At 46.6% G+C, this 24,200-nt stretch carries 23 protein-coding genes; 10 read left to right on the forward strand and 13 right to left on the reverse strand.

The window, feature by feature from the left end:
• Position 1 precedes the first annotated feature (1 nt).
• The 4 genes from L1D15_RS00990 to L1D15_RS01005 all read right to left on the reverse strand — a co-directional run bounded on the left by L1D15_RS00990 (position 2) and on the right by L1D15_RS01005 (position 4,045).
• The gene (locus L1D15_RS00990) at positions 2–1,708 is read right to left on the reverse strand and encodes an efflux RND transporter periplasmic adaptor subunit (protein WP_239874373.1); all 1,707 of its coding nucleotides are present in this window, start codon (positions 1,706–1,708) and stop codon (positions 2–4) included.
• Positions 1,709–1,718: 10 nt separating this feature from the next.
• Positions 1,719–3,110 carry a TolC family protein gene (locus L1D15_RS00995; protein ID WP_239874374.1) on the reverse strand — a complete coding sequence of 464 codons (1,392 nt, stop codon included), beginning with the start codon at positions 3,108–3,110 and terminating at the stop codon, positions 1,719–1,721.
• 51 nt (positions 3,111–3,161) lie between these two features.
• Positions 3,162–3,539 (reverse strand): hypothetical protein, encoded by a 378-nt coding sequence (locus L1D15_RS01000; protein ID WP_239874375.1) that lies wholly within the window; start codon positions 3,537–3,539, stop codon positions 3,162–3,164.
• Between the two features lie 68 nt (positions 3,540–3,607).
• Positions 3,608–4,045 (reverse strand): acyl-CoA thioesterase, encoded by a 438-nt coding sequence (locus L1D15_RS01005; protein ID WP_239874376.1) that lies wholly within the window; start codon positions 4,043–4,045, stop codon positions 3,608–3,610.
• 169 nt (positions 4,046–4,214) lie between these two features.
• Here L1D15_RS01005 and L1D15_RS01010 point away from each other — a divergent pair, with 169 nt between their 5' ends.
• On the forward strand, positions 4,215–4,979 hold the full coding sequence (locus L1D15_RS01010) for a ferredoxin--NADP reductase (protein ID WP_239874377.1): 765 nt from the start codon (positions 4,215–4,217) through the stop codon (positions 4,977–4,979).
• A gap of 3 nt (positions 4,980–4,982) precedes the next feature.
• Here the strand turns inward: L1D15_RS01010 and L1D15_RS01015 are convergent, their stop codons facing one another.
• From L1D15_RS01015 to ppsA, 3 genes are all read right to left on the reverse strand, one after another.
• Entirely contained in the window at positions 4,983–5,318 is a 336-nt protein-coding gene (locus L1D15_RS01015; protein ID WP_239874378.1) for a hypothetical protein, read from the reverse strand.
• Between the two features lie 131 nt (positions 5,319–5,449).
• Complete coding sequence (locus tag L1D15_RS01020) at positions 5,450–6,820, reverse strand: YjiH family protein (RefSeq protein ID WP_239874379.1); 1,371 nt, start codon at positions 6,818–6,820, stop codon at positions 5,450–5,452.
• Positions 6,821–7,290: 470 nt separating this feature from the next.
• The gene (ppsA, locus tag L1D15_RS01025) at positions 7,291–9,663 is read right to left on the reverse strand and encodes a phosphoenolpyruvate synthase (RefSeq protein ID WP_239874380.1); all 2,373 of its coding nucleotides are present in this window, start codon (positions 9,661–9,663) and stop codon (positions 7,291–7,293) included.
• Positions 9,664–9,835: 172 nt separating this feature from the next.
• On the opposite strand from ppsA, the gene L1D15_RS01030 reads away from it, so the two are divergent.
• Entirely contained in the window at positions 9,836–10,669 is an 834-nt protein-coding gene (locus tag L1D15_RS01030; protein ID WP_239864613.1) for a pyruvate, water dikinase regulatory protein, read from the forward strand.
• 33 nt (positions 10,670–10,702) lie between these two features.
• Here the strand turns inward: L1D15_RS01030 and L1D15_RS01035 are convergent, their stop codons facing one another.
• The 3 genes from L1D15_RS01035 to L1D15_RS01045 form a co-directional block, all read right to left on the reverse strand.
• The gene (locus L1D15_RS01035; protein WP_239874381.1) at positions 10,703–11,395 is read right to left on the reverse strand and encodes a transporter substrate-binding domain-containing protein; all 693 of its coding nucleotides are present in this window, start codon (positions 11,393–11,395) and stop codon (positions 10,703–10,705) included.
• A 97-nt stretch (positions 11,396–11,492) separates the two neighbouring features.
• Positions 11,493–12,389: a DMT family transporter gene (locus L1D15_RS01040; protein ID WP_239874382.1), complete on the reverse strand. Its 897-nt coding sequence runs from the start codon at positions 12,387–12,389 to the stop codon at positions 11,493–11,495.
• Between the two features lie 147 nt (positions 12,390–12,536).
• A complete protein-coding gene (locus L1D15_RS01045) occupies positions 12,537–14,246 on the reverse strand; it encodes a phospho-sugar mutase (RefSeq protein WP_239874383.1) in 1,710 nt (569 codons plus the stop codon).
• A gap of 356 nt (positions 14,247–14,602) precedes the next feature.
• On the opposite strand from L1D15_RS01045, the gene coxB reads away from it, so the two are divergent.
• From coxB to L1D15_RS01065, 4 genes are read left to right on the forward strand one after another with little or no spacing between them, the layout of a single operon-like run.
• Positions 14,603–15,757, forward strand: coding sequence for a cytochrome c oxidase subunit II (coxB, locus tag L1D15_RS01050; RefSeq protein WP_239835520.1), 1,155 nt, complete (start codon positions 14,603–14,605; stop codon positions 15,755–15,757).
• Positions 15,754–17,421 carry a cytochrome c oxidase subunit I gene (ctaD, locus tag L1D15_RS01055; protein ID WP_021457923.1) on the forward strand — a complete coding sequence of 556 codons (1,668 nt, stop codon included), beginning with the start codon at positions 15,754–15,756 and terminating at the stop codon, positions 17,419–17,421. The genes coxB and ctaD overlap by 4 nt, the downstream gene beginning before the upstream one ends.
• 10 nt (positions 17,422–17,431) lie before the next feature.
• Positions 17,432–18,034 (forward strand): cytochrome c oxidase assembly protein, encoded by a 603-nt coding sequence (locus tag L1D15_RS01060; protein ID WP_239874384.1) that lies wholly within the window; start codon positions 17,432–17,434, stop codon positions 18,032–18,034.
• A complete protein-coding gene (locus L1D15_RS01065; RefSeq protein ID WP_239874385.1) occupies positions 18,031–18,915 on the forward strand; it encodes a cytochrome c oxidase subunit 3 in 885 nt (294 codons plus the stop codon). Before L1D15_RS01060 ends, L1D15_RS01065 begins: the two co-directional genes overlap by 4 nt.
• A gap of 9 nt (positions 18,916–18,924) precedes the next feature.
• Here the strand turns inward: L1D15_RS01065 and L1D15_RS01070 are convergent, their stop codons facing one another.
• A complete protein-coding gene (locus L1D15_RS01070; RefSeq protein WP_239874386.1) occupies positions 18,925–19,164 on the reverse strand; it encodes a DUF2909 domain-containing protein in 240 nt (79 codons plus the stop codon).
• Between L1D15_RS01070 and L1D15_RS01075 the strand changes: the two genes are divergently transcribed.
• From L1D15_RS01075 to cyoE, 4 genes are read left to right on the forward strand one after another with little or no spacing between them, the layout of a single operon-like run.
• Positions 19,154–19,903: an SURF1 family protein gene (locus L1D15_RS01075; RefSeq protein WP_239874387.1), complete on the forward strand. Its 750-nt coding sequence runs from the start codon at positions 19,154–19,156 to the stop codon at positions 19,901–19,903. The two genes, L1D15_RS01070 and L1D15_RS01075, sit on opposite strands and share 11 nt — an antisense overlap.
• Positions 19,896–20,444, forward strand: a complete 549-nt coding sequence (locus L1D15_RS01080) for a hypothetical protein (protein WP_239874388.1) — start codon at positions 19,896–19,898, stop codon at positions 20,442–20,444. Before L1D15_RS01075 ends, L1D15_RS01080 begins: the two co-directional genes overlap by 8 nt.
• A 21-nt stretch (positions 20,445–20,465) precedes the next feature.
• Positions 20,466–21,500 carry a COX15/CtaA family protein gene (locus tag L1D15_RS01085; RefSeq protein ID WP_239874389.1) on the forward strand — a complete coding sequence of 345 codons (1,035 nt, stop codon included), beginning with the start codon at positions 20,466–20,468 and terminating at the stop codon, positions 21,498–21,500.
• Positions 21,497–22,393, forward strand: coding sequence for a heme o synthase (cyoE, locus tag L1D15_RS01090; protein ID WP_021457928.1), 897 nt, complete (start codon positions 21,497–21,499; stop codon positions 22,391–22,393). The genes L1D15_RS01085 and cyoE overlap by 4 nt, the downstream gene beginning before the upstream one ends.
• Positions 22,394–22,406: 13 nt before the next feature.
• On the opposite strand, the gene L1D15_RS01095 is transcribed toward cyoE, so the two are convergent.
• On the reverse strand, positions 22,407–23,321 hold the full coding sequence (locus L1D15_RS01095; protein WP_239874390.1) for an amino acid ABC transporter permease: 915 nt from the start codon (positions 23,319–23,321) through the stop codon (positions 22,407–22,409).
• 56 nt (positions 23,322–23,377) lie between these two features.
• Complete coding sequence (locus tag L1D15_RS01100; protein WP_239875096.1) at positions 23,378–24,187, reverse strand: transporter substrate-binding domain-containing protein; 810 nt, start codon at positions 24,185–24,187, stop codon at positions 23,378–23,380.
• Positions 24,188–24,200 lie beyond the last annotated feature (13 nt).

Below are 24,200 nucleotides of genomic sequence, written 5' to 3' on the forward strand. Positions count from 1 at the left end.
GTTAGCCCTCATCCGTTGCCAATTGCTTGAGCAGGTAATCTGCACCTTGTCGTTCAACTAGAAATCGAACGCGCTGACCTTCCTCAAAACCCGATAGATCCACTTCATCGCCAACCGAGAAGTTCATCTCACCGGCCTGCCAGTTCCACTCTGCTACAGGGAGGTGGTTTAAGGTGATCATGCCAAAGTCGGCCATCAGCATAGAAATATCGCCTTGCAACCAAAGCTCGCCAGCAACAACAGAGTCATCCACTTGGTAGTCGACAATTTCGTACTGTCCAGACTCGGCTTTTTGCATTTCAAACTCTATGCTTTGACCTGTTGTGAATGCACTCGCATCGACGTCTTTAGCGAGAGTAAAATTCATGACCATGCCCGGCCAATCCCATTCAGGTACCGGCTGGTGGTTGATCGTCAACATGCCATGATCAGCCATAACATCGGTGATCTCTCCCTTAGCCCAAACGGTCTCCTCATCTGGCTCAACACCATTAATGCGCGCAAGGTCGGCAGACTGGCTCGATTCAGAATCGAGCATAAAGTGCGCGGAAGTCACCACTTGATCGTCTTGGGTTAAGCCCTGCAAAACTTCAACCCGATCTCCGGCTTCGCGGCCTGTTTCAATGCGAGCAGAGCGGTATTTTCCTTGGCCTTCTGCCAGAACGATGCGAGCCATGCCGCCTGAGCGTATTACCGCAGATTTAGGAATAGTCAGTACCGACTCTTCACTGACAGGTTGAAGAGCAATGTTGGCGAACATATTGGGCTTGAGCTCGCCATCTGGGTTAGGGAATTTAAGTCTGACGCGCAGAGTACGAGTATTAGGATCAAGAATCGGGTAGACGTAGTCGACCTTACCCTGCCATTCGTTGCCCGGAATGGCATCCAATGTCATCGAGGCTTCACTGCCAGCTTTAATCCATTGCGCCTGACGTTCGAACACTTCTGCGTCTACCCAAACATTGTTCAGTGGGCCTGCGCTGATCACTGCTTGCGCGGGTGACAAATACCCCCCTTCGCGAATGCTCAAACTTGCAATCACACCGTTAGCTGGTGCCTTTATTTCAATGGTTTGTGACGCTTTACCGCGTTTTAGAATCGCTTTAATCTGTGCACGGTCTACACCTAGTGTCACGAGTCGTTCAGTGGCACCTTTGACTAAGCCGGTTCGGCCTGTTCGAGAGGCATTGAGCAATTCCTCCTGTGCTTTCACCAACTCAGGTGAATAGAGCGTAAACAGCACATCGCCCTTGTTGACTTTCTCACCAATCGCATTGATGAACAGCTTTTCAACCCAACCCGCGACGCGTACGTTGGTTTGCCACAGTTGGCTTTCATCAAACGCGATGTAACCGACCGTTTCAATGCGAGGCGAGAGAGGTTCTAGGGTTACGGGTTCGGACTTGACGCCGAGGTTGTTTTCTACCGAAGGATCAATCGTAATGGTTCCGGGCTTATCTTGTTCTCCCGCCATGTCTTCGGCGTAAACTGGAATTAAGTCCATGCCCATTGGTGACTTACCGGGCTTATCTCGCTTGTAGTTCGGGTCCATCGGAGCAACCCAGTAGAGAGGTTCTGCAGAATCAGAAGAACCAGACTCCGCCTTGGCGTCCATTCCCATGCTAGATCCGGCTAGGAAATGATTAGCGGAATAGCCCAGCGCGCCTCCTACCAACAGAGCGATAGCAGCGATTTGTAATGTTTTCATGTCAGATACCTTATTCTTGTTCGCCTTGAGCCAAAGTGACGGGCTCAACTTGATAATCAAAACCGTCCAGTAGGGCAGCTAAGTTGCTGTTCACAATGTTTAAATCTGCAATCAGACGTTGCTGTTCAAGTTGCAGAGCAAGTTCATCGGCAGAGGCCGTAATGACATCGTTAAACTGAGACGTGTTGTTCTGATAACCTCGCTCAACCGCGCGAATTCGTGCGTTGGCCTGAGGAAGAAGGATGGACTGATACCGTTCTAGTCGTTGGGCTAAATTGGTTCGGTCGACAAGCAAGGCGTTGACTTTGGCATTCATCTGAGCCAGTAAGGTGTCTTTCTGGGACTTGGCTGCGCCGACCTGATATTGGGCCGCAGCGAGATTTCTGTCCTGACGATTTCCCGTGAACAGAGGAATGTCCATGGTTAGATAGGCACTAACTAGGTCTGATGCAGGTTCTCCCATCATGCCGTTGGCCTGACGGTAGGCGTACATGACTTCAACGCCAAACTGAGGTTGGTAAGCCTGCTGTGCAATTTCAACCTGAGTTTCGGAAGTGGATATAGTTTGGCTGGCCATTTGTACCATTGGGTGCAGGCTGAGCTGCTGGTAATACTCGGAGTTTGCTAGGTTCTCGTTCAGCTGTTGGTCGAGCTTGGCCCAGTTAAGCTGATTGGATGCGCTGATGTTTTGAATCTGTTCAGACCAATTTGCTCCCAACCATTCTGAAAGCTGGGCCATCAAGCGCTGTTGCATCTGCTGATTAGCCTGAAGCTTCTCATCCAGTTTGCTTACTTGAAGCTGAGCATTGAGCAGATCCTGAGCTTCACTTTTACCAATCGAATAGTTGGTCTGAATGAAGTTTTCCATTTCTTTAAGCAAACGACGGTTTTCCAGCATGATGGTTTTCGCCTGCTGCTGATAACCCAGTTCAAGCCAGAGTTGGGTCATGCTGTTAATGACATCCAATTCTCGGGCATCAATTTGTAAACCGACGCCATCCGCTTGTTGATTGCTTTTCTTTTGTTGTAACTCCAGTGTTGAGCCACGCTCAAATTGTTGCATCAATCCGACGGAAATGTTCGTCATCGGATCTTCGTCGAATTTGAAGCTGTCGACAGGTAGGCCACCGAAGCCAACTTTGATTTTGGGGTCTATTAGCGTGGCATTGGCAACGCCGGTCTCGCGCAAAGCTTGTGACTGAGCAAAATATTGCTTTCGATTGCTGTCGTTGTTGAGTGCCATGCTGATCAATTGTGATAGCACGGCTTGCGGCTGGTGAGTCTGCTCTTGCAAGTTGCTTGCTGATACAGGCGCAAACCAGACCGCGGCGCTGACAGAAAGCGCCATAATCCTTGATTTGATTTTCACTTTATTGTCCGTTTCCGAGTGCCTGACAGGCACGAAAAACCATCTCCCAAAGCAATAGGCTGGGAGTCGATAATAGAGAACGGATTACGCTATCGGAGGGCGATAGAGTGAACTTAAACGGGTAATGACCTGACCTTGGACATCTGAATGGATCAGAGCCAACTGAGTTGAGATTAGTAGAGGTTTATCAATTCGGGGAATGGGGGCGAAAACCGTTGCACACATCACGCTACAACAGTTATGAACCATCTCTTCGCTGGTTTCACAATGGTCTGATGGAATTGAAGAATCTGTCAGCGCTGAGCTCATGTTCATTGCCATGCCACAGTGAACCTGCTTGCTACCGGAATCGCTGAGCATTTCGAACGTCATTAGGGTTTCGCTAGTAGCAAAACTGGATACCAACATGGCGTTCATGCTGATAAATAGAATCCAGTATTTACGAATCGAAGGGAAGCCCATACGTAACCTAAAATGACGATAACTCGGCTAGCATAAAGCTTCCCCTAGGGGGAAGGTCAAGCGGTGTATTAGGATTCTGCCGTCGCTTCTAAATTTAAAATGGACTGTTTGATTTGCTCAGGTAAGTTTGCTTTGCAGTTGTTTTTAAAATCAAACATCACACAGGTGGCGCGCCCTACGGTACTGACTTTACCGACTTTCTTGCTCACAACCTGATACTCCATAGTGAATCTGTCTTCCTGAATGTCAACGACTTTAGACCCTATCATCAGAGTGTCTGGATAGGCGATGGGCATTTTATAGCGGCAGCTTGTTTCGCCCAATACTGGGCCGATATGGCTTTGGCTTAGGTTGACGAGAAGATTGATGTGCTCAAAGTAGTCGAGTCTTGCGGTTTCAAAGTAGCGAAAGTAAACCACATTATTGACGTGTTGCAGAGCATCCATTTCACCCCAAGCGACCGGAATTTCTGTGATGACAGGAAAGCCTTTTAGTAACGATTCCATGCGTGTTCCTTGCATTGGTTTTTAGAAGAGTTTTATTCTAATGCTGAATCAAGTGGTTTGGTGAAAATGTTATCAAAATGTGATCTTTAATAACTAAGTCAATACCCGTCTTTACTTATACAGATCAGAGGAGTAGGTTTTAAGGAGGTAACCTGATGGAGGATCTGCAATGACCGCACCCGATGGTTTTAATCTCGCCAAAGTCGATAAGCGTACTGACTGGACGCCTGAGTTATTCAGTTTACGCCTTACTGGCGCCCCTCTCACCTTTAAAGCGGGCCAATTTACTAAGCTTGCACTATATGACGATGATGGCCAATTGGTCAGCCGAGCGTATTCAGTCGTCAACGCACCACTCAACAGCAGCGATATGCTGGAATTTCTGATTGTATCCAACCCAGAAGGTAAGCTGACTCCAAAGCTGCAGCAGTTGAAAGAGGGGGATTCTATCTACGTAGGAACTACTGCCTACGGGGATTTAATTTTGAGCTCCATCCCTAAACCGACTCAAGACTTATGGCTGCTTTCAACGGGGACAGGAATCGGTCCTTTCTTGTCTTTACTTGATGATATTAATGTTCGCCCGGGGTATGAAAAGATTGTTTTGGTACATGGTGTGAGGCATGAAAAAGACTTAGTGTATCGATACTTGATTGAGCAGTTAGTTGAACAATATGAGGGGCGTTTGGTTTATGTGCCTGTCGTGTCAAGAGAGCAGTGCCCTAATGCCTTGTATGGCCGCATTCCTCAGCTGTTGGATCAACGTGAAATTCAAGAAAGAGCGCAGGCAGAGCTCACTCAGGAGAACAGTTTTGTCATGCTGTGCGGAAACCCAGAAATGATCAAAGAGACCACCAAGACTTTGCAAGGGTTTGGGTTAGAAAAATTCCGTCGAGCGACAGGCGGTAATATTACTTTTGAGCGCTATTGGTAGGGCTCAATTATCGTAGGGAACTTGTTTGAGTTTCCACATTTCAACCGTGTGCTTGGATTTATCACATAATCCAAGCAAGATCTGATACTTGGGATCGTAAGGTTTGCCAATGTAGGTTGTTCTGATCAACTCATTGGTTTTTAAGTCCACTTGAGTGACAACTCGGCCTTTAAAGTTTTGGAAGATCACAAACTGCTCGCTTTCATACACCATCTGCTCGCGATAAAACCAAAAGTTGTCAGCAGTATGGAGTAGGCGACATTTCAAAGGTAAAGCGCTCGCATCGACTGTTGGTGCGGGCGTTGTAAGCAATAGCAAGTGCAAAAGTAAAGGGCTCATCTCTCCCTCCTTTACCACCTCTCAAATTAACTTAAGTATAGGTAAGAGACTTTATTTTGCTGATCTAGGTTGGCAGGTAAAACAAAGGCCCTGAAAGGGCCTTCGAAAAAAGATTGATTTGCAATCTGAGATTAGAAAATCAGATGAGCAATACCGGCAATCACAGGCAGTGTGATTAAGGTACGTAGAATGAAGATGGCAAACAGTTCAAAGATGTTCACTGGGATACGGCTGCCAAGTAACAGCGCACCAACTTCAGACATGTAAATCAGCTGAGTGACAGACATAGCAGCAATAACGAAACGTGTCATTTCGTTATCAATAGACGACGCTAGAATCGCTGGGATAAACATATCAGCAAAACCAACCACGATAGTTTCAGAGGCCGCTGCCGCTTCTGGGATGCCTAATAGCTCAAGGAATGGGATGAACGGTTGACCTAGGAAGCTAAACACCGACGTGTACTCAGCAATCACTAGAGCAATCGTACCTAGGCCCATTACTACAGGCAGCACGCCAAATACCATGTCTACCGCGTTACGCACGCCTTCACCAAAGACATCTTTAAATGATTTTACTTGGCTCGCTTTCGCTAGTGCCAGCTCCATACCCCAAGACACGCTTGTATGGCCTGCAGGAATAGCATCGGCATCTTTTGCTGGTTCAGTACCATCGATGAAAGCGTCTTTCTTCATGCTTAGAGGAGGCAAGCGAGGAATGATGATCGCTGCCACAATACCCGCCAGACAGATTGCACCGTAGAAAGGTAGGAACAAGTGTTCCAGTTCAACCTGAGCAAGAACAACCAAGCTGAACGTGATGGATACCGCTGAGAATGTGGTACCCACGACAGCCGCTTCGCGCTGTGTGTAGAATTTGTTTTCGTATTGCTTGCTGGTCAGCAGGATACCGACTGAGCCATCGCCAAGCCAAGAAGCCATACAGTCGATAGCACTACGACCAGGTAAGTTAAATACAGGGCGCATCACTTTACTTAGCAGCGTGCCAAACAGCTCTAGCAAACCAAAGTTAAGTAGCAGTGGGAGCAGTAGACCTGCAAAGATGAATACTGAGAATAGCGTTGGCAGCAAACCTTCTAGTACTAGGCCGCCAGTATTTTCTTCCCATACGGCTTCAGGGCCAACTTGGAAGAAGGTCATCGCAACAGCAAGACCACCAATAACACGCACTGCCAGCCAAAGAGGGCTTGGGTTAAACAGGTTGTTCAAAAATGGGTTGTTAGCAATAAATGCAGGGTTCTTAATACGGCATAGCAATGATGTTGCCGCCATAAACAAGATGATAGACGTGACCATGCCTACAAGGTGATCACCAAATACAGCTTGGATGGATTTTGCCAGTACGGCGACTGGAATGGTGATATCACCGTCATAGCTAATCGGCGCCATGAAAAGAAACAGACCCAGTAAAGAAGGGATAAAGAACATCCAAAAGTTGCCTTTACCTTTCGTCTGTTTGATAGATTGAGCGTTATTCTGCATTACAATTCTCGTGTTACTACTAGTCAATATGATAGGCCAATCCACCTGGCATATATATTCACTATACATCTGCATTTAATCATCGGGCGCAAGCCTACTGTCTTTCGAATACCTTTGCAATACTATTCAATAAAAACCGCTAAATATTCATGATTAAATGTGCTATTTTCGTTCAATGGTGGATTTTTGTTTTGCTGATGTTAATTTGATTGAAATTATGTTGCAACCGTGAACTGTGTGTGGTCTTTATTTTTATTTTGAATAATAGAGGTGGGACTCATAAATTCAGTGTTGAGTCGCTAGACAGGGCAAGGCGTTGAGCGTTTTTAGGTGTATCAAAGTGGGTAGAGAGAAAAATGTCGAAATCGGATAAATAGACATTTTGAGAGAATAAAGTCAGCGATTTAATCGTGAAAATAAAAAAACCGCCCAGTCAGGCTAGGCGGTTTTTACTCAGTTATCGCGCCGTTTTATTTGCCGCTTACCTGACCAAGTTTCAGCCAAGTATCAATCACAGTATCGGGGTTGAGTGACACTGAACTGATCCCTTGCTCCATTAGCCATTCAGCCAGATCATCATGGTCAGATGGACCTTGACCACAAATACCGACGTATTTACCAGCTTTAGTCGCAGCATCGATAGCCATTTGCAGCATGGCTTTAACAGCAGGGTTGCGTTCGTCAAACAGGTGAGCCACGTCGCCTGAATCACGGTCTAGGCCCAGTGTTAGCTGAGTCATATCGTTAGAACCGATTGAGAAACCGTCAAAGTACTTGAGGAACTCGTCTGCCAGCACGGCATTAGATGGTAGCTCACACATCATGATGACTTTCAGACCCTGATCGCCACGGCGCAGATCGAACTTCGCAAGAAGATCGATAACCGATGCTGCCTCGCTCGGAGTACGCACAAATGGGATCATGATTTCAACGTTCTTCAGACCCATCTCATTGCGAACACGCTTAATCGCCTGAGTTTCTAGCTCGAAACAGTCTTCAAATACAGGTGAGATATAACGTGACGCACCACGGAAGCCCAGCATAGGGTTTTCTTCATGCGGTTCGTAACCTTTACCACCAACTAGGTTGCTGTACTCGTTGGACTTAAAGTCAGACATACGAACGATGACGCGTTTTGGCCAGAATGCCGCAGCGATAGTCGCGATACCTTCAGTCAGCTTGCTGACGTAGAAATCGATAGGATTTTTATAGCCACGGATACGTTGAGTGATTTCTGCTTTTAGCTCGTCACTTTGTGCGTCGAAGTTCAGCAGCGCTTTCGGGTGAATACCAATCATCTTGTTGATGATGAATTCCAGACGCGCCAAGCCAACACCTTCGTTTGGAATCTGCGCGAAGTCGAATGCACGGTCTGGGTTACCGACGTTCATCATCACTTTAGTTGGTAGCAGTGGTAGTTCGTCAACCGCAGAACGCTTCACTTCGAAGTCCAGCTCACCTTGATAAACGTAACCTGTCTCACCTTCAGAACAAGAGACAGTAACGGTAGCGCCGTCTGTCAGCTTTGAAGTGGCATCGCCACAACCAACGATTGCTGGAATACCTAGCTCACGCGCGATGATGGCTGCGTGACAAGTACGGCCACCACGGTTGGTGACGATTGCCGAGGCCTTCTTCATTACTGGTTCCCAGTCTGGGTCAGTCATGTCAGTAACCAGCACGTCGCCATCTTGAACCAAAGACATTTGGTCTAGCGAGTCAACCAGACGTACGGGGCCAGAGCCGATACGCTGACCGATAGCACGGCCTTCGACCAAAACTTCTGCTTTGTTGTTCAGCTCGTAACGCTCAATCACGTTCTGTTCGCTTTGAGAACATACGGTTTCTGGGCGAGCTTGAACAATATAAAGTTTGCCATCAATGCCATCTTTCGCCCACTCGATATCCATCGGGCGCTGGTAGTGCTTTTCGATGATCATCGCTTGTTGTGCCAGTTCTTTGATTTCTTCGTCATTTAGAGAGAACTGCTCACGCTCTTGTGCTGAGGTATCAATGATATCGACTTGCTTACCAATTTCTTGGTTGGTCGAGTAGATCATCTTGATAAGTTTAGAACCGAATGTCTTCTTAACAATCGGATGCTGACCCGCCTCAAGCATTGGCTTGTGAACGTAGAACTCGTCTGGGTTTACTGCACCCTGAACGACCATCTCCCCTAGACCCCAAGAAGACGTAATGAACACAACCTGATCAAAGCCAGATTCAGTGTCTAAGGTGAACATAACACCTGAAGAGGCTTTATCTGAGCGCACCATGCGTTGGATGCCCGCAGACAGCGAGATACCACGGTGGTCAAAACCTTGGTGCACACGGTAGGAGATAGCGCGGTCATTAAACAGAGACGCGTAAACGTGTTTCGTTGCTTCAAGTACCGCATCAATGCCTTGAACATTAAGAAAAGTTTCTTGCTGGCCGGCGAATGAGGCATCCGGCAAGTCTTCAGCGGTTGCTGAGGATCGAACGGCGACTGAAAGCTCTGTATTGCCTTCAATCAGTTCTTGGTAGTTTTCTCGAATATCCTGCTCAAGATCAGCAGGGAAGGGAGCTTCTAAAACCCATTGACGGATGGTGGCACCTGTCTTACGCAGAGCTTCTACATCCTCAACGTCTAGTTCATCGAGCAGCTGGTGGATTCGTTCATCCAGACCTTCATAGTCAAGGAATTGGTTAAACGCGTAAGAAGTAGTCGCAAAACCATTCGGTACTGAAACGCCAGCATTCGATAGATTTGAAACCATTTCTCCAAGCGAAGCGTTTTTACCGCCGACTTTGTCGACATCTTCCATGGATAGGCTATTGAACCAGAGGGTGTTCTTTTGCATGTCTTTCTCCAGAAACATTGCAGCTTTGTAGGGAAAGGCAAACGATTACGCGTGGGCTCAAAAAATTTTAACAATTTTTCAAAGCTGTGGGGGACGTAACTGTCAGCCGGGTTTTATTATCGATATTATGGTGACCATCCTACTCAAAAGAATTTTAAAGTTTAAATAAAACATGCAAATTGATATTCAAAGTCGTGATGTATTCTATGTTTCTGACGGAACGGCCATAACATGTGAGACATTAGGCCATGTTGTTTTGGGTCAATTCCCGTTTAACGCTAACGAAAAAACGTTTCCGTTTGTCGAAAGTGAAGATAAATTGGCTGATCTTCTCAAAGAGATTGAGCTGTCTTACCAAGAGCATGGAGTGAAACCTTTAGTGTTCTTTTCCATCGTCATTCCAGAGATCAAGCAGAAGCTACTCGAGGCTCCCGCATTCGGTTATGACGTATTGGCGAGTATTGTCCAGCAGGTTAAGGACGATATTCAAATGGAGCCGAAGCCGAAGCTGCAGCGCTCACGGAGTGTGGGTAAAGATTCTGATACTTATTTTGATCGTATCGCAGCAATTGAGTACACCTTAGCGCATGATGATGGAATTACGCTTAAGGGGCTAGATAAAGCTGACATTATCTTATTGGGTGTATCGCGAAGTGGTAAAACGCCAACCAGCCTTTATATGGCGATGCAATTTGGCCTGCGAGTTGTGAACTATCCATTCATTGAAGAAGACATTCGTCGCCTAAGACTGTTGCCAGAATTCGAAATTCATCGCCATAAGTTGTTTGGCTTGACGATAGATCCTGAAAGATTGACGGAAATTCGCGAGAACCGTTTGGCAGGTAGTGAATATGCCAGCACCGAGCAGTGCATCAATGAACTCGAGAGCGTGGAGGCGCTATTCCGTAGAGAAGCGATTCCGTATATCAATACTTCATCGTTATCAGTTGAAGAGATTTCAACTCGTATCCTTGAGAAAGCAGGGTTAAGAAGACGTTTACTGTAAAATGAGTCGGCTTGTCGTTGGATCAGACAGTCTTCACTTGGTCTGACGTTCTCTCAAACCTTTATCGAGAATCCTTTTCAGCGCTGGCCCATGCTCATACTGCTTAGAAATCAGCATATAAAACTTATGCTTAGGCATATTTGGAATCGGCTTAGATTCAATGTCTTCACTGACGTAAGTAATTCCCCAAACGTTTCTAATGCCTTCCAGTATCTCTTGCCAAGACAGAATAACCTCGCATCGTTGTTCTTTGAGTTCTGTAACGAGTTCATGCATGTTGTGTGAGTATTGGTCAACATTGTTAAGCCAGAAATCGCCATAGTTGTAGCCGTGGATCCCACAGACCTTGTATTGCTCTAATTCTGCGACGCTATCAATGTTTAACCCCTGAGGGAATCTCGACTTTTTGTATAAGTAGTGGGGGGTGACGTGATAGTACCAAGTTGTATACAGGTAGTGCTTGGCACGCTCTTCTGAGTGTGAAGCGCTGACTGCAATTTGGAATTCACCGCTCTTCGCACCTTTAAGGCAACGGGTCCACGATGTCATAGTAAAATTGAATGTGATGTTTTGTGGCAGCAAAAGCTCATTAAGTACTTCGAGATCAAGGCCTTTGACATCTTCTCCATCTAGGTATGTATAGGGAGGCCAGTCAATAGAGTCGCCGCAGATACTCAGGTGCACATCACGTAACTCTATCGCCTTTGCTAGGGTGTTAGAGCTCATCAGAAGAATCAGAAGGCAAAAACAAACTCGTAAATTCATCGGGGTGTTTTCATTGTCACTGTTAAAGACAAGTATAGGCACCCCGAGAGGGTTTAAGCTACCTTGCGCGCTGAAACGGTCTTAGGTGTTGGCCGAAAACGTTAATCAGTGCGCCAATAACGATGAGTGAGCCGCCTAAATATGTCCAATAGGATGGGATTTCGTTAAACACCCAAGCGCCAAGCAGAGCTGAGAAAACAATTTGTATATACGAGTAGGCTGAGGCTTTCCCTGCGGCTTGAGTCTGCATCGCTTTGGTTAGCCCATACTGACCTATCTGAGTAAAGACGCCAACTAGGATCAGCATCATGGTCAAAAATAGACTTGGCCACACAAAATCATCGCCTATCAACATCAGAGAGGTTGGCAAGGCCATTAGTGGAAAATAGAAAATAATCACTGAGCTGTCTTCTGTTTGACTTAACTTTCGAACGATGACATAAGCAATAGAACTACCCATCGCCCCAAGCAGTGCCATCATCACGCTGAATAGCGGTAAGTCTGAGCTGGAACCGGCTTGCATGCTGGGTTGTACCATGACGCCTAACCCTAAAAGGCAAAGTGCGATGCAAAGCAGGGTAGAGAATTGAATACGCTCTTTTAGGAAGAAAACGCCCAATAATGCAGTAAATACAGGATGAACATATTGAAGTATGGTTGCTTCCGCGAGCGGAAGGGTTGTCACCGAATAGTAAACACACATGAGAGCGACCGTACCGACTGCACCGCGAAGCATTAACAAGGGCTTATTGTGCCCCCATACTGAAATTCGCTTGCGCTTGACATCCAAGTAACTGATCACCAAAGAAACTAGTGCCCGAGCAGCAACTATCTCAAACACGGGAATACCATAGTTGCTTACGTACTTCACGCAGGCTGACATCAAGGCAAAGCCAAGTGCAGAAAGCAACATAAAGCGCACCCCGACAGGAATGATAGAGAAAGTGGTATTCATAGAAAATAGGTCGCTAGCAGAAAGTAGAAGTCGAACTTTAACATATTTGCCAGTTTGAAAGCGTTAGGCAGATGAAAGAAGGGTTGGGATATAAAAAAGCGGCCGTTCAAGCCGCTTTAAAACCATTACTGTTTCTACTCTTGTATTTTAGTGGTCGAGGCTTGTCTGGTGTTCACTAATCAACATGTCCAGTGCAAGCTCCGCTTTTTCTTCCGCCACTGCGAAGCTATCTGCCTCATCAAATGCTTCGACGACTTCGTAGTAGCACTTCAGCTTAGGCTCTGTGCCTGATGGGCGAACGATGACGCGTGCACCGCCAGATAGGTGATAAATCAGTACATCACTCGTTGGTAGGTCAATAGATTCAATTTTTCCGTCTGCAAAGGTACGTGTTGAAGACTTCAAATCTTCAATCACTTCGACTTTACGGCCCGCGATTTGACTTGGCTGCGCGGCTCGAAGCTTATCCCCAACAGGTGGCGCTTTCGGATCCAGTGCAGTGCTATGTTGAGCGTTAATATACATGCCGTGCTCGCGATAAATGCTTTCCAATTGATCCCACACCGTTTTCCCCTGACTCTTTAACTCGGCGGTTAGCTGAGAGAAAGCGACCAGAGCAGACAAGCCATCTTTATCCCACACTTTATTACCCACGGTGTAGCCTAGTGCTTCTTCATAAGCGAACAAGAATTGCTTCTCTGCGGTTTGTTTTTGCATGGCGATATTGGTCAGCCATTTGAAACCAGTTAGAGTTTGGTAGTATTCAGCCCCATGAGAAAGCGCAATCTTCTTGAGTAGAGTGGAGGACACTATGGTGTTACCAATCAGTTGTTTGGTTGCATCAGTACGGTTCAGTAGGTAGTGACCAAAGAGAGAGCCCACCTGATCGCCAGTCAGCATCTGGTATTCGCCATCAGGTCGACGAGCAGCCACTGCAAAGCGGTCTGCGTCAGGGTCATTGGCGCAAGCGATGTCGGCGTTGTTAGCTTTTGCCAACGCGACCACCATATCCATGGCACCAGCTTCTTCTGGGTTAGGGAAGTTGACGGTTGGGAAAGCACCATCCGGTTCACGCTGCTCAGCGACACTGTAAACTTTGCTGAAGCCAGCATCTTTTAACAATGTTTCTGCCATATCAGCACCGACACCATGCATTGCGGTATAGGCAATGCCAACCGCCTCTGGCTGTTGATGATTAGCCAGCAGTGGGTTGTCATTCATCGTTTGACGATAAGTCTCGTAGTAGTCTTGTTTTAGCCACACGAGAAGATCATGCTTTTCTGCATCATCAAGATTCATCAGAGGGATGGGTTTTGTGGCGGCTTCGTCGATTTCTCCAGCAATACCAGAGTCATGAGGAGGAATGATTTGAGCGCCATTTTCCCAATACACTTTAAAGCCGTTGTACTCGGGTGGGTTGTGGCTGGCCGTGACGACAACAGCAGCGGCGGCATTAAAATGACGAACACCAAATGCAGCGATAGGTGTCGCAGCTACATCGTGTGTCAGGTATACCTTGATACCTAAAGAGGTCAATACAGAGGCGGTATCATGAGCGAATTGCTTTGAATCTGGGCGTCCATCATACCCAATGACAACACCGCGTTTTTCCGCGTCTTGCACCTGTTGGGTGAGGTAGTGGCCAAGTCCAGCAGCAGTTTCCTGAATAACCAGTCGGTTCATGCGGTTTGGACCACAGCCCACTTTTCCGCGTAAACCTGCAGTACCAAACTCTAGCCTCTGACTGAATCTGTCTGTTAATTCTTGGTATTGCTCTTCATCAATTAAACGCTGAAGTTCTTCACGTGTACGTGGATCCGGATCTTTTTCCAACCAACGAGTAACTTGTTCCATCATAACTTATTTCTACCTTTGACTATTGTTATCCCAAGTGTATGACATTTGAGAAATAATGGATGGATATTAAATGATATTGATTATCACTTGCGAGAGCGCAATCGTTAAATCAAGTATTGTGATCAATCTTCAATTTAACCTGCTCAAATAAGCAACATTTCCATTAGCACTTTCTTGCACAATTCTTAAAGGCCAACTAGCTTTTATTAACATAACTATAACAAAATACGTCAAATTTGCTGTTTACAAGGAATTTTCCGCACCCATTTGCCCAATAGGACTTTTTTGTGTCATTTAGGCTTAGGGCGCCTTGACTAAATCATCAGAGATGATGCCTCAGGCAGAGGAGAGGTCTTTTGAAAAGATTACAGGTTTCACTGTGGCAACTGATCAATTTTTTGTTTGTTGGTTTTGCTACTTCAGTTAATGCTGAAGAAAACACCTTGAACATGACTAAAGGTGTGACAGGTATCAGTAATGAAGTCTATGACTTACACATGCTGATTTTCTATATCTGTTGCGCTATTGCTGTCGTAGTCTTCGGGGCCATGTTCTATTCCATGTACCATCATAGAAAATCAAAAGGGGCAGTGGCAGCCAACTTCCATGAAAGTACCAAAGTGGAAGTGATCTGGACGGTCATTCCTATTATCATTTTGGTTTTAATGGCGATTCCGGCAACGCGCACACTGGTGGCGATGGAAGATACTTCCCAATCCGATCTGACGGTCAAAATTACAGGTTCTCAATGGAAGTGGCATTACAGCTACTTTGGTGAAGATGTCGAATTTTTCAGCTTGTTAGCAACCAGCCAAAAAGCCATTGATGGTATAGAGGACAAAGGCGCACATTACCTTCTTGAAGTTGATAACCCTCTCGTGTTGCCAATCAATCGAAAAGTACGATTCCTCCTGACTTCCGATGATGTGATTCACTCTTGGTGGGTCCCTGATTTTGCAGTGAAAAAAGACACTATTCCTGGGTTTATTAATGAAGCATGGACACGTATTGATGAGCCTGGTGTGTATCGAGGTCAGTGTGCAGAGTTATGTGGCCGAGCCCACGGATTTATGCCAATTGTCGTTCATGCCATGGAAGAGGATAAATACGACGCTTGGTTGTTGGCGAAAAAAGCAGAGATAGAGAAAGCGAAACAAGAAGCTGCCGCCTCTTTGACCGCATCGCTGTCGCAAGAAGAATTGATGACGATAGGCGAGAAAGTGTATGTCGACCGATGTGCCGTCTGTCATCAGGTCAGTGGTGCGGGTATTCCGGGGGCATTCCCTGCAATCACTGGTAGTAAAGTCGTGAATGGTGATGTTTCGAATCACATTGATATCGTGGTCAATGGCCGATCAGGAACAGCGATGCAGGCATTTGCTAATCAGTTATCTGACAAAGAAATTGCCGCTGTCGTGACTTACCAACGTAACGGTTTAGGAAACAGTACGGGTGATGTGGTGCAAGCATCCGATGTGAATGCATTTAAGGCATCCAAGGAGGGACAATGAAAACGTCCAAACCTGAGTCAATGAATTCTGAATCAGTAAAATCAGCACCAGCGGCTGATGCCGAGTTAGGAAGAGCAAACAGTGCGATTGCCATTGATGAACACGATGATCATGAGCATCACGAAGCGCCTTCTGGCATAGCCCGCTGGATTTATTCGACCAACCACAAAGACATCGGGACGCTTTACCTTTGGTTCAGTTTCATTATGTTCCTGACCGGTGGAGCGATGGCGATGATCATTCGAGCTGAGTTGTTCCAACCCGGTCTGCAATTGGTCGAGCCTCAGTTCTTTAACCAGATGACCACAGTTCATGGTTTAATCATGGTGTTTGGTGCTGTCATGCCAGCCTTCACTGGCTTAGCCAACTGGATGATTCCGATGATGATTGGCGCACCAGATATGGCGTTGCCACGGATGAACAACCTCAGTTTTTGGATCTTACCTTTTGCGTTCTTAATCCTGATTGCTTCGTTATTTACCGAAGGTGGAGGCCCTGATTTCGGCTGGACATTCTATGCGCCGCTTTCTACGACTTATGGGCCTGACAGTACTGCGCTGTTTGTGTTCTCAGTTCACATTATGGGGATTAGCTCGATCATGGGCGCGATCAATGTGATTGTCACCATCGTCAATATGAGAGCGCCGGGGATGACTTGGTTTAAGATGCCTATGTTTGTTTGGACTTGGTTGATTACTGCTTTCTTGTTGATTGCCGTCATGCCTGTACTGGCAGGGGCGGTGACGATGGTGCTTACCGATAAGTACTTCGGCACATCATTCTTTGATGCCGCGGGTGGTGGTGACCCTGTTATGTTCCAGCATATCTTCTGGTTCTTCGGTCACCCGGAAGTGTACATTATGATTTTGCCATCGTTCGGTATTGTGTCGGCAATTATTCCTGCGTTCAGTGGTAAAAAGCTGTTTGGTTATCACTCGATGGTGTATGCCACTTGTAGTATCGCGCTGCTGTCATTCTTGGTTTGGGCGCACCATATGTTTACAACAGGGATGCCCGTGTTCGCCGAACTATTCTTTATGTATTGCACCATGCTGATTGCGGTGCCCACTGGTGTCAAAGTGTTCAACTGGGTGGCTACGATGTGGCGGGGCGCAATGACGTTTGAGACACCGATGTTGTTCGCCATTGCTTTCATCATTCTGTTTACCATAGGTGGGTTTTCTGGTCTTATGCTGGCGATTGTTCCTGCTGACTTCCAGTATCACGATACGTATTTTGTGGTTGCGCACTTCCATTATGTGCTGGTTTCAGGAGCGGTATTCTCGATTATGGCAGCCGCTTATTATTGGTTACCGAAATGGACGGGGCATATGTATGACCACAAGTTGAGCTTGTGGCATTTCTGGTGCTCAGTAATTTCGGTAAATGTCTTATTCTTCCCGATGCATTTCCTTGGCTTAGCTGGGATGCCACGACGTATTCCAGACTATGCGATTCAGTTTGCCGACATCAATCAGATAGTGTCGATTGGTGGTTTTGCCTTTGGTTTGTCTCAGCTCATTTTCCTCTGGTTAGTAATTAAGTGTATCCGTGGAGGAGAAAAAGCCGAGGCAAAACCGTGGGATCGTGCTGAAGGGCTGGAGTGGACAGTGCCAAGCCCAGCACCGCACCATACATTCTCTACCCCACCGAAAGTGGATTGAGGGAAGCGCTATGGATGGACAACAGCAATCCAATAACAGATTAACCTTAAAGCTGCTGGCAGCAGTGGTGGCGATGTTTGGCTTTGGTTTTGCTCTTGTCCCGTTATATGACGTGATGTGCGAAGCTTTAGGAATCAACGGAAAAACCAATACTGAGTCTGCGCTACAGCCACAGGGTATGGTTCCTGACACATCACGTCTTATTCGAGTTGAGTTTATGGCACACAGAAATCAGGGTATGCCTTGGTTGTTCGAACCTAAGCAACAGTCAATGGATGTACATCCCGGAGAAGTGATTCAGACGGCCTACATAGCAACAAACCAGTCATCCATAGCAACGATTGGCCAAGCCGTTCCTTCGGTATCACCGGGCATGGGGGCGTCATATTTCAACAAAATCGAATGTTTCTGCTTTAATCACCAACCACTGGAAAGTCAGGCCAAGGCCGAGATGCCTTTAATTTTCTACATTGAGCCAGATATTCCGGAGTCGATTCATACATTAACGCTGTCGTATACCCTCTACGACATTACGGATAAGGTTCCACGACCCGTTGAAGTAGCACGAATGGAACCGAGTGGCGACCTCACACAGCAAGGAGCTAAGCCATGAGTTCAAAACATCAATCATATTATGTTCCCGCTCAAAGCAGCTGGCCAATTGTCGGAGCGGTTGCGCTGTTTCTTATCGCGGTTGGCGCGGGGATCACGGTGCAGAACATGGCCGAAGGTGGAGAAGGCAGTATCTTCGGTAAGTTGATTCTTCTGGCTGGATTCCTGTTCCTGCTCTATATGTTTGCGGGCTGGTTTAGCAATGTGATTACCGAGTCGATGACGGGTAAGTATTCTGAGCAAATCTCTCGCTCTTTCAGGCAAGGGATGAGCTGGTTTATCTTCTCTGAAGTGATGTTCTTTGGCGCCTTTTTCGGAGCACTGTTTTATGCACGCATGATTTCCGTTCCTTGGTTAGGTGGGGCGAGCAATAATGCCATGACTCATGAAGTTTTGTGGCCCGCGTTTGAAGCACTTTGGCCGCTGACGACTACACCTGATGGTGGTACGACACAAGCGATGGGATGGCAGGGGATTCCTCTGATCAACACCCTGATTCTTCTGACTTCCTCTATTACTTTACATATGGCACATACGAGTCTCGAGCAGAACAAACGTATGGCGCTTATTGTCTGGCTTGAAATTACAATTGTATTGGCGGTTTTTTTCCTTTACTACCAAGGTGTTGAATATGCACACGCTTATCAGGACCTCAATCTTACTCTCCAGTCAGGTATTTATGGCAACACCTTCTTCTTATTAACCGGCTTCCACGGCATGCATGTTTTGTTAGGAACGACGTTCCTGATTATCTTGCTTGCGCGGGTAGCGAAAGATCACTTTACTCCCAAGGACCATTTTGCGTTTCAGGCGGGCAGCTGGTATTGGCACTTTGTTGATGTGGTTTGGCTATGTCTGTTTGTTTTTGTTTATGTATTGTAAATACGCCCTTTAATAAGGGCGGACATTGGGTTCAATGAGACCAGTAAGAAGAGCGGCAATTAACAATACGACGGCGAGCGCAGAGAGGAATACTCGGCGGCCAAGATAGTAGCTCATGGGTTTATCTTGGCGGGGCTCCTCATCATGATCATCTTGAGGTCCCTTGACCATTTCGAACATCGCCCTTGCGAGGTTGATGATGATAAACAGCAGTAATACTACTAATAGTGATTTGAAGATGAATACCATAAAGTCTTCCCTATCCGTTCAGATGAAGTCGTACTCGTTTTGGGTTGGTCTGCTATTAACTGTGGTTGCCTTTTCGATTTTGGTCAACTTAGGGCTGTGGCAGCTTTCTCGAGCAGATGAGAAACGTCAAATGGAGCAGTTTTTGGCTGAAAGGGAGCGTGCGTCTGCTATCGAACTTGAACAGCTGAATACCACGGATAATGTTTATCTGACAGGTACTTTAGTTAGGGTTGAGCTACGACCCATCAAGGGAAAATACTTATTGCTGGATAATCAGACATATCAAGGGGAAGTGGGCTATTTGGCTTATCAACTTATGGCATTTGGGGTTGATCGCGCGGTTTTGGTGGAGCGTGGCTTTATTCCTTCAAAGGGCCAGCGAGATAGCCTGCCCAGCGTTGACTGGCTGAACAGCCCACTGATATCAGAAGCGAGAGTTTACCAGCGCTCTTCGAACCCGCTGAGTGATGAGCTGTATATTGAGCCGAGTGTTCCGCATCGAATTCAAAACCTCAATATTGCTGAACTTGAACAATATTGGCAGCACCCAATAGAGCCTTACATTTTACAGCCCCACACGTCAGATTGGCCCTATGGGCAGCCTTGGAAACCTGTCCCGCTGGGTTCCGCTAAACACACAGGATATGCCGTTCAGTGGTTTAGTATGGCCGTGGCCCTAGTGCTGTTGAGTGGCTGGGTTTTTATCAGAGCATTAAAACAAGGAGGTCAGGATGGCTAATCCAGTTACAAGAGGCAGAATCATTCTGGTTGCCTTGGTACTAATGTTTGCTTTGCCCGCAGTCATTGCCAAGACATTTCTCGCCAATCATTGGTATGAGTCTGGCGTGACAAACAAAGGCCAATTGATTGAACCAAAGCAAAGTTTTGACGGGCTTGGAATCAGCAACCCTTATGCAAGTGAGCAATGGCAATTGGGGTATTTGATTCCGCAGCAGTGTGATGAATTTTGCCAGAAGCAGGTGTATTTGCTGGGGCAAAGTCATTTAGCGCTGGGGAAATATCAGAGCCGGGTCGCACCTGTGCTGCTTATCTCTGAGCTCAGTGATACATCGGTATTGGAAAAGGGTGGGTTTGAAACCATCAAAGTGAATCAAGCCTTCCATCAGGTTGTGTCTGACTTTGAGTACGTCATTGTCGACCCATTGGGCCAATTGGTGATGCGTTATCCCAAAGTGGGATCAAAAGGCGATTTGGTCCGCCAAAGCAAAGATGTACTGGCGGACTTAAGGAAGCTACTTAAGTTATCAAGAGTAGGCTAACAGCAGGGAAGGAGTTTGGTTATGGGATTGACCAATTTAGTTCGCCTAAGTCTCGTATTGACGTTCATCGTCATCATGCTTGGTGCCTATACTCGACTGGCTGACGCTGGGTTAGGATGCCCGGATTGGCCGGGATGTTATGGCCAGTTGACCGTACCTAACGATCAACAAGAAATAGCACTGGCAAAATCCTTGTATCCAGAGCTCACTGTTGAAGCGAATAAAGCTTGGCTGGAAATGATCCACCGTTATTTTGCGGGCACACTAGGTCTGGTGGTATTCGCTATTTCATTTCGAGTGATTAAAGAGAAGTCGTTGCCTAACGTTTTACCGATTGTTATCTCTCTGGTCGTGGTTTTTCAGGCGCTCTTGGGTATGTGGACGGTAACCATGAAGCTGATGCCGTTGGTGGTGATGGGGCATCTTATTGGCGGGTTTACGCTATTTTGCTTACTTGCGCTTTTGTATTGGCGCTTACTCGCCCAAAAAGCACCGATTGAAGATGTCGCTTCTGTGCCGAGTTGGTTAAAGATCTTGGCGTCTGCCACTTTAGGTTTGATTATTATACAAATCGCTTTAGGAGGTTGGACATCATCCAACTATGCCGCCCTGATGTGTACAAGCCTTCCTGTCTGTGAGGGAAACTGGGTGGCTTATCTCGACTTTGAACGTGCTTTTCAATTAATTCAACCGAAGCAAGAAACCTATGAGTTTGGCACGCTAGATTATGGCTCTCGGATGACCATTCATGTGACACACCGATTCGGTGCAGCTCTAGTTACTCTGTTCTCTATTAGTTTAATTTGCGCTTTGTTATGCGCCAGAAATCCTAAGTTAACAAGTGCCGCTTTCAAAGTGGGTGTGTTGCTGATTCTACAAATTAGTTTAGGTATTGCTAATGTCTTACTTAGCTTACCGCTTGTGGTGGCGGTAGCGCATAACCTAGTTGCCGCTTTGTTGCTGCTTTCAGTCCTTCATGTCAATTATCTGCTGCGACAGAAAGTCACTGCTAATGCCTATTCCACTCGATTTTTTCGTAAGGAGAGTTCGCGATGAGTAATTCTATCAGTCACATTTCTGAACAAGACAGATCGTTATGGCGAACCTACCTAACTCTGACTAAGCCGAAGGTGGTTGCTTTAATGCTGCTTACGGCTCTGGTCGGTATGTGCTTGGCGGTGCCAGGATCTCTGCCTGTTCAGCAGTCGATTCTTGGTATGTTGGGGATTGCCTTGATGGCAGGTTCTGCTGCAGCATTTAACCACCTGATTGACCGACGAATTGATGCAGTTATGGCTCGAACGTACAAGCGACCTCTGCCATCTGGTGAACTCAATGTGCGCAATGTGTTTGCGTTTGCCACTGGAATCGGGCTCGCTGGATTTGTGGTCTTGTATGTGTGGGTGAATGCGTTGACGGCTTGGCTGACTTTTGCCAGTTTGCTGGGTTATGCCGTTATCTATACCATGTACTTAAAGCGCGCTACGCCACAAAACATCGTCATTGCGGGGATTGCTGGTGCGATGCCGCCATTACTTGGTTGGACGGCTGTCACAGGTGAAATGCATGCCAATGCCTGGTTGCTTGTGATGATTATCTTTATATGGACCCCTCCGCATTTTTGGGCATTAGCGATTCATCGCAAAGAGGATTATGCCAAAGCCGATATACCAATGCTGCCTGTCACGCACGGTGAGGAATATACAAAAACATCAATACTGCTTTACACTGTATTATTACTTATCGTTTGCCTATTCCCTGTGTTGGTTGGGATGGCAGGAGTCTTCTACCTAGCCTCCGTAACAATACTGTCTGCGTTGTTTGTCTATCACGCTTGGAAGTTGAAATTTGGTTCTGACGAGAAGCAAGCCATCAAAACATTTAAGTTCTCTATTTGGCACCTGATGTTGCTATTTTCAGCGCTATTAGCCGAGCACTATTTGATTTGAGGGAAGTACCTGTCTAGTCATTTGCTTGATGTTTTAATGAATGACGCTCAAGCCTTTTAAATAAGGTAGAAAGCGTCAGGCAAAATATCAGGTAAGTGGCGCCTACAATTAGCCAAATTTCAAAGATAAGGCCGGAGGAATTTGCCATCTCTGTTCCAACGAAAGTCATTTCTTGAATCGAAATCAGTGACACAATCGAGGTATCTTTAACTAATGAAATGGCTTGTCCGGCAAGTGCAGGAGTAATTGCGGCTAATACCTGAGGGGCGATGACCAAGCGGTACTTAGCCCAAGTGGACAGCCCTAATGCGTCTGCCGCTTCCCATTGTCCTTTTGCTATGCCAGCCAAACCTGAACGTACTATTTCAGCCACATAGGCAGAGGAAAGGAGCCCGACACAAAGTACGCCAGACAGCAGGTTTTCCCATAGAGGCTTAGGCCCGAACATCATCGACTGCAACGCATTCGCCTCTCCGGAGTACTCCCTTAGAATTCCTTCCAACCCGATAGCGGGAATGAGCTGATTTGAGATAAAAAAATAGAAGATAAACACAAAGACCAGCGGGGGAATATTTCGGATTAACTGGATATACACATTGGCCAGTGAACGAAATACGTAAATGGAAGAATGCCTAGCTACACCAATGAGTGTTCCCAAGGTTAGTGCCAGTAGCATTCCCCAAACACTGAGCCGTAATGTCGAGATCACACCCTGAATGAAGTAGGGCAACGACCCATCAGAGCGTGAAGTAAAGATCAGCGTGAATGCTTCGCTCCATCGCCAAGTGTAATTCACTCCGATAGAAGCACGTTGGTAAAGCCAGAACCCAAATCCAGCTAAAACAAGCAATAAAACTACATCAAGTTTATTGAAGTTCCAGCTGGGTTTTCTGTCCTGACTGGCGGTCAGTAAATTCGATTTATTCACCTAACGTCCTGCTAATCTTTATGTCTTATCAATCATCCTAGGTTTAAGAAACGTGGTTATTGACCGGTTGCAACTTGCTGCTGCCAGTCGAGCGTCGCGAACCAGTACTCGTATCTTTGCTCAAGCCAGCCATCCTCGGTACGGGCTTGTATCCACTGGTCGAAGAAGGCTTGTTTGTCGTTTTCACCAAGACGAACGGCGAACGCCTCGTTGCCCTTAGATAGGCGTTCATGAAACGGGATAAACAGTTTGTCGGCATTCTTCACAGCTTCATGTTCAGGTTTAGGGCTAGAAGCAATCACAGCGTGAGCGTTACCATTGAGGACTTCCTGAAATGCTTGAGCATCGTCGTCGAACTGAAGAATTTTAGCTTTTGGAAAAGCTTCTCGAGCAACTTGCACGGTGAAGGCGCCACGGCGTGCGGCGATTTTAACGCGTCGAGAATTGAAATCGCTCATTTCAGAAAAGCCTGAAGCCAGTTCTTTATTGGCAGCCACCTGAACACCAGAGTGTGAATAAGGAGTGGTAAATAAGACACTCTTAGAGCGTTCGGGAGTCACGCTCATGCCGCCAATAATGACATCAAATTTTTTCGCCAGAAGCGCTGGAATAATGCCGTCCCAAGCGGTGGGTACAAATTCAACTTTCCAGCCAGAGTCCGCGGCAAGGCGTTCAGCTACATCGATTTCGAAACCGATTAAGTCCCCTTGCTTGTCGCGCATTGCCCATGGGACAAAGGTCGACATTCCAACGCGTAAGGTGCCGCGCTCGTTAATCTTATCCAAATTTGGAGTTTCACTGGCAAGCGTTGGTAGCGCCACAGCAAGCCCAAGCAAGGCTGTAATCGCTTGCTTGAAAGCTCTCAACGAACGAATCTTT

The sequence above is a fragment of the Vibrio sp. Isolate25 genome (assembly GCF_022398025.1).
Classification (GTDB): domain Bacteria; phylum Pseudomonadota; class Gammaproteobacteria; order Enterobacterales; family Vibrionaceae; genus Vibrio; species Vibrio coralliilyticus_A.

What these genes read in the sequence shown, in the direction of transcription:
- L1D15_RS00990 (WP_239874373.1), bottom strand. Translation starts at nt 1,708, where the DNA reads ATGAAAACATTACAAATCGCTGCTATCGCTCTGTTGGTAGGAGGCGCG.
- L1D15_RS01000 (WP_239874375.1), bottom strand. Translation starts at nt 3,539, where the DNA reads ATGGGCTTCCCTTCGATTCGTAAATACTGGATTCTATTTATCAGCATG.
- L1D15_RS01005 (WP_239874376.1), bottom strand. Translation starts at nt 4,045, where the DNA reads ATGGAATCGTTACTAAAAGGCTTTCCTGTCATCACAGAAATTCCGGTC.
- L1D15_RS01010 (WP_239874377.1), top strand. Translation starts at nt 4,215, where the DNA reads ATGACCGCACCCGATGGTTTTAATCTCGCCAAAGTCGATAAGCGTACT.
- L1D15_RS01015 (WP_239874378.1), bottom strand. Translation starts at nt 5,318, where the DNA reads ATGAGCCCTTTACTTTTGCACTTGCTATTGCTTACAACGCCCGCACCA.
- L1D15_RS01020 (WP_239874379.1), bottom strand. Translation starts at nt 6,820, where the DNA reads ATGCAGAATAACGCTCAATCTATCAAACAGACGAAAGGTAAAGGCAAC.
- ppsA (WP_239874380.1), bottom strand. Translation starts at nt 9,663, where the DNA reads ATGCAAAAGAACACCCTCTGGTTCAATAGCCTATCCATGGAAGATGTC.
- L1D15_RS01030 (WP_239864613.1), top strand. Translation starts at nt 9,836, where the DNA reads ATGCAAATTGATATTCAAAGTCGTGATGTATTCTATGTTTCTGACGGA.
- L1D15_RS01035 (WP_239874381.1), bottom strand. Translation starts at nt 11,395, where the DNA reads ATGAGCTCTAACACCCTAGCAAAGGCGATAGAGTTACGTGATGTGCAC.
- L1D15_RS01040 (WP_239874382.1), bottom strand. Translation starts at nt 12,389, where the DNA reads ATGAATACCACTTTCTCTATCATTCCTGTCGGGGTGCGCTTTATGTTG.
- L1D15_RS01045 (WP_239874383.1), bottom strand. Translation starts at nt 14,246, where the DNA reads ATGATGGAACAAGTTACTCGTTGGTTGGAAAAAGATCCGGATCCACGT.
- ctaD (WP_021457923.1), top strand. Translation starts at nt 15,754, where the DNA reads ATGAAAACGTCCAAACCTGAGTCAATGAATTCTGAATCAGTAAAATCA.
- L1D15_RS01060 (WP_239874384.1), top strand. Translation starts at nt 17,432, where the DNA reads ATGGATGGACAACAGCAATCCAATAACAGATTAACCTTAAAGCTGCTG.
- L1D15_RS01065 (WP_239874385.1), top strand. Translation starts at nt 18,031, where the DNA reads ATGAGTTCAAAACATCAATCATATTATGTTCCCGCTCAAAGCAGCTGG.
- L1D15_RS01075 (WP_239874387.1), top strand. Translation starts at nt 19,154, where the DNA reads ATGAATACCATAAAGTCTTCCCTATCCGTTCAGATGAAGTCGTACTCG.
- L1D15_RS01070 (WP_239874386.1), bottom strand. Translation starts at nt 19,164, where the DNA reads ATGGTATTCATCTTCAAATCACTATTAGTAGTATTACTGCTGTTTATC.
- L1D15_RS01080 (WP_239874388.1), top strand. Translation starts at nt 19,896, where the DNA reads ATGGCTAATCCAGTTACAAGAGGCAGAATCATTCTGGTTGCCTTGGTA.
- L1D15_RS01085 (WP_239874389.1), top strand. Translation starts at nt 20,466, where the DNA reads ATGGGATTGACCAATTTAGTTCGCCTAAGTCTCGTATTGACGTTCATC.
- cyoE (WP_021457928.1), top strand. Translation starts at nt 21,497, where the DNA reads ATGAGTAATTCTATCAGTCACATTTCTGAACAAGACAGATCGTTATGG.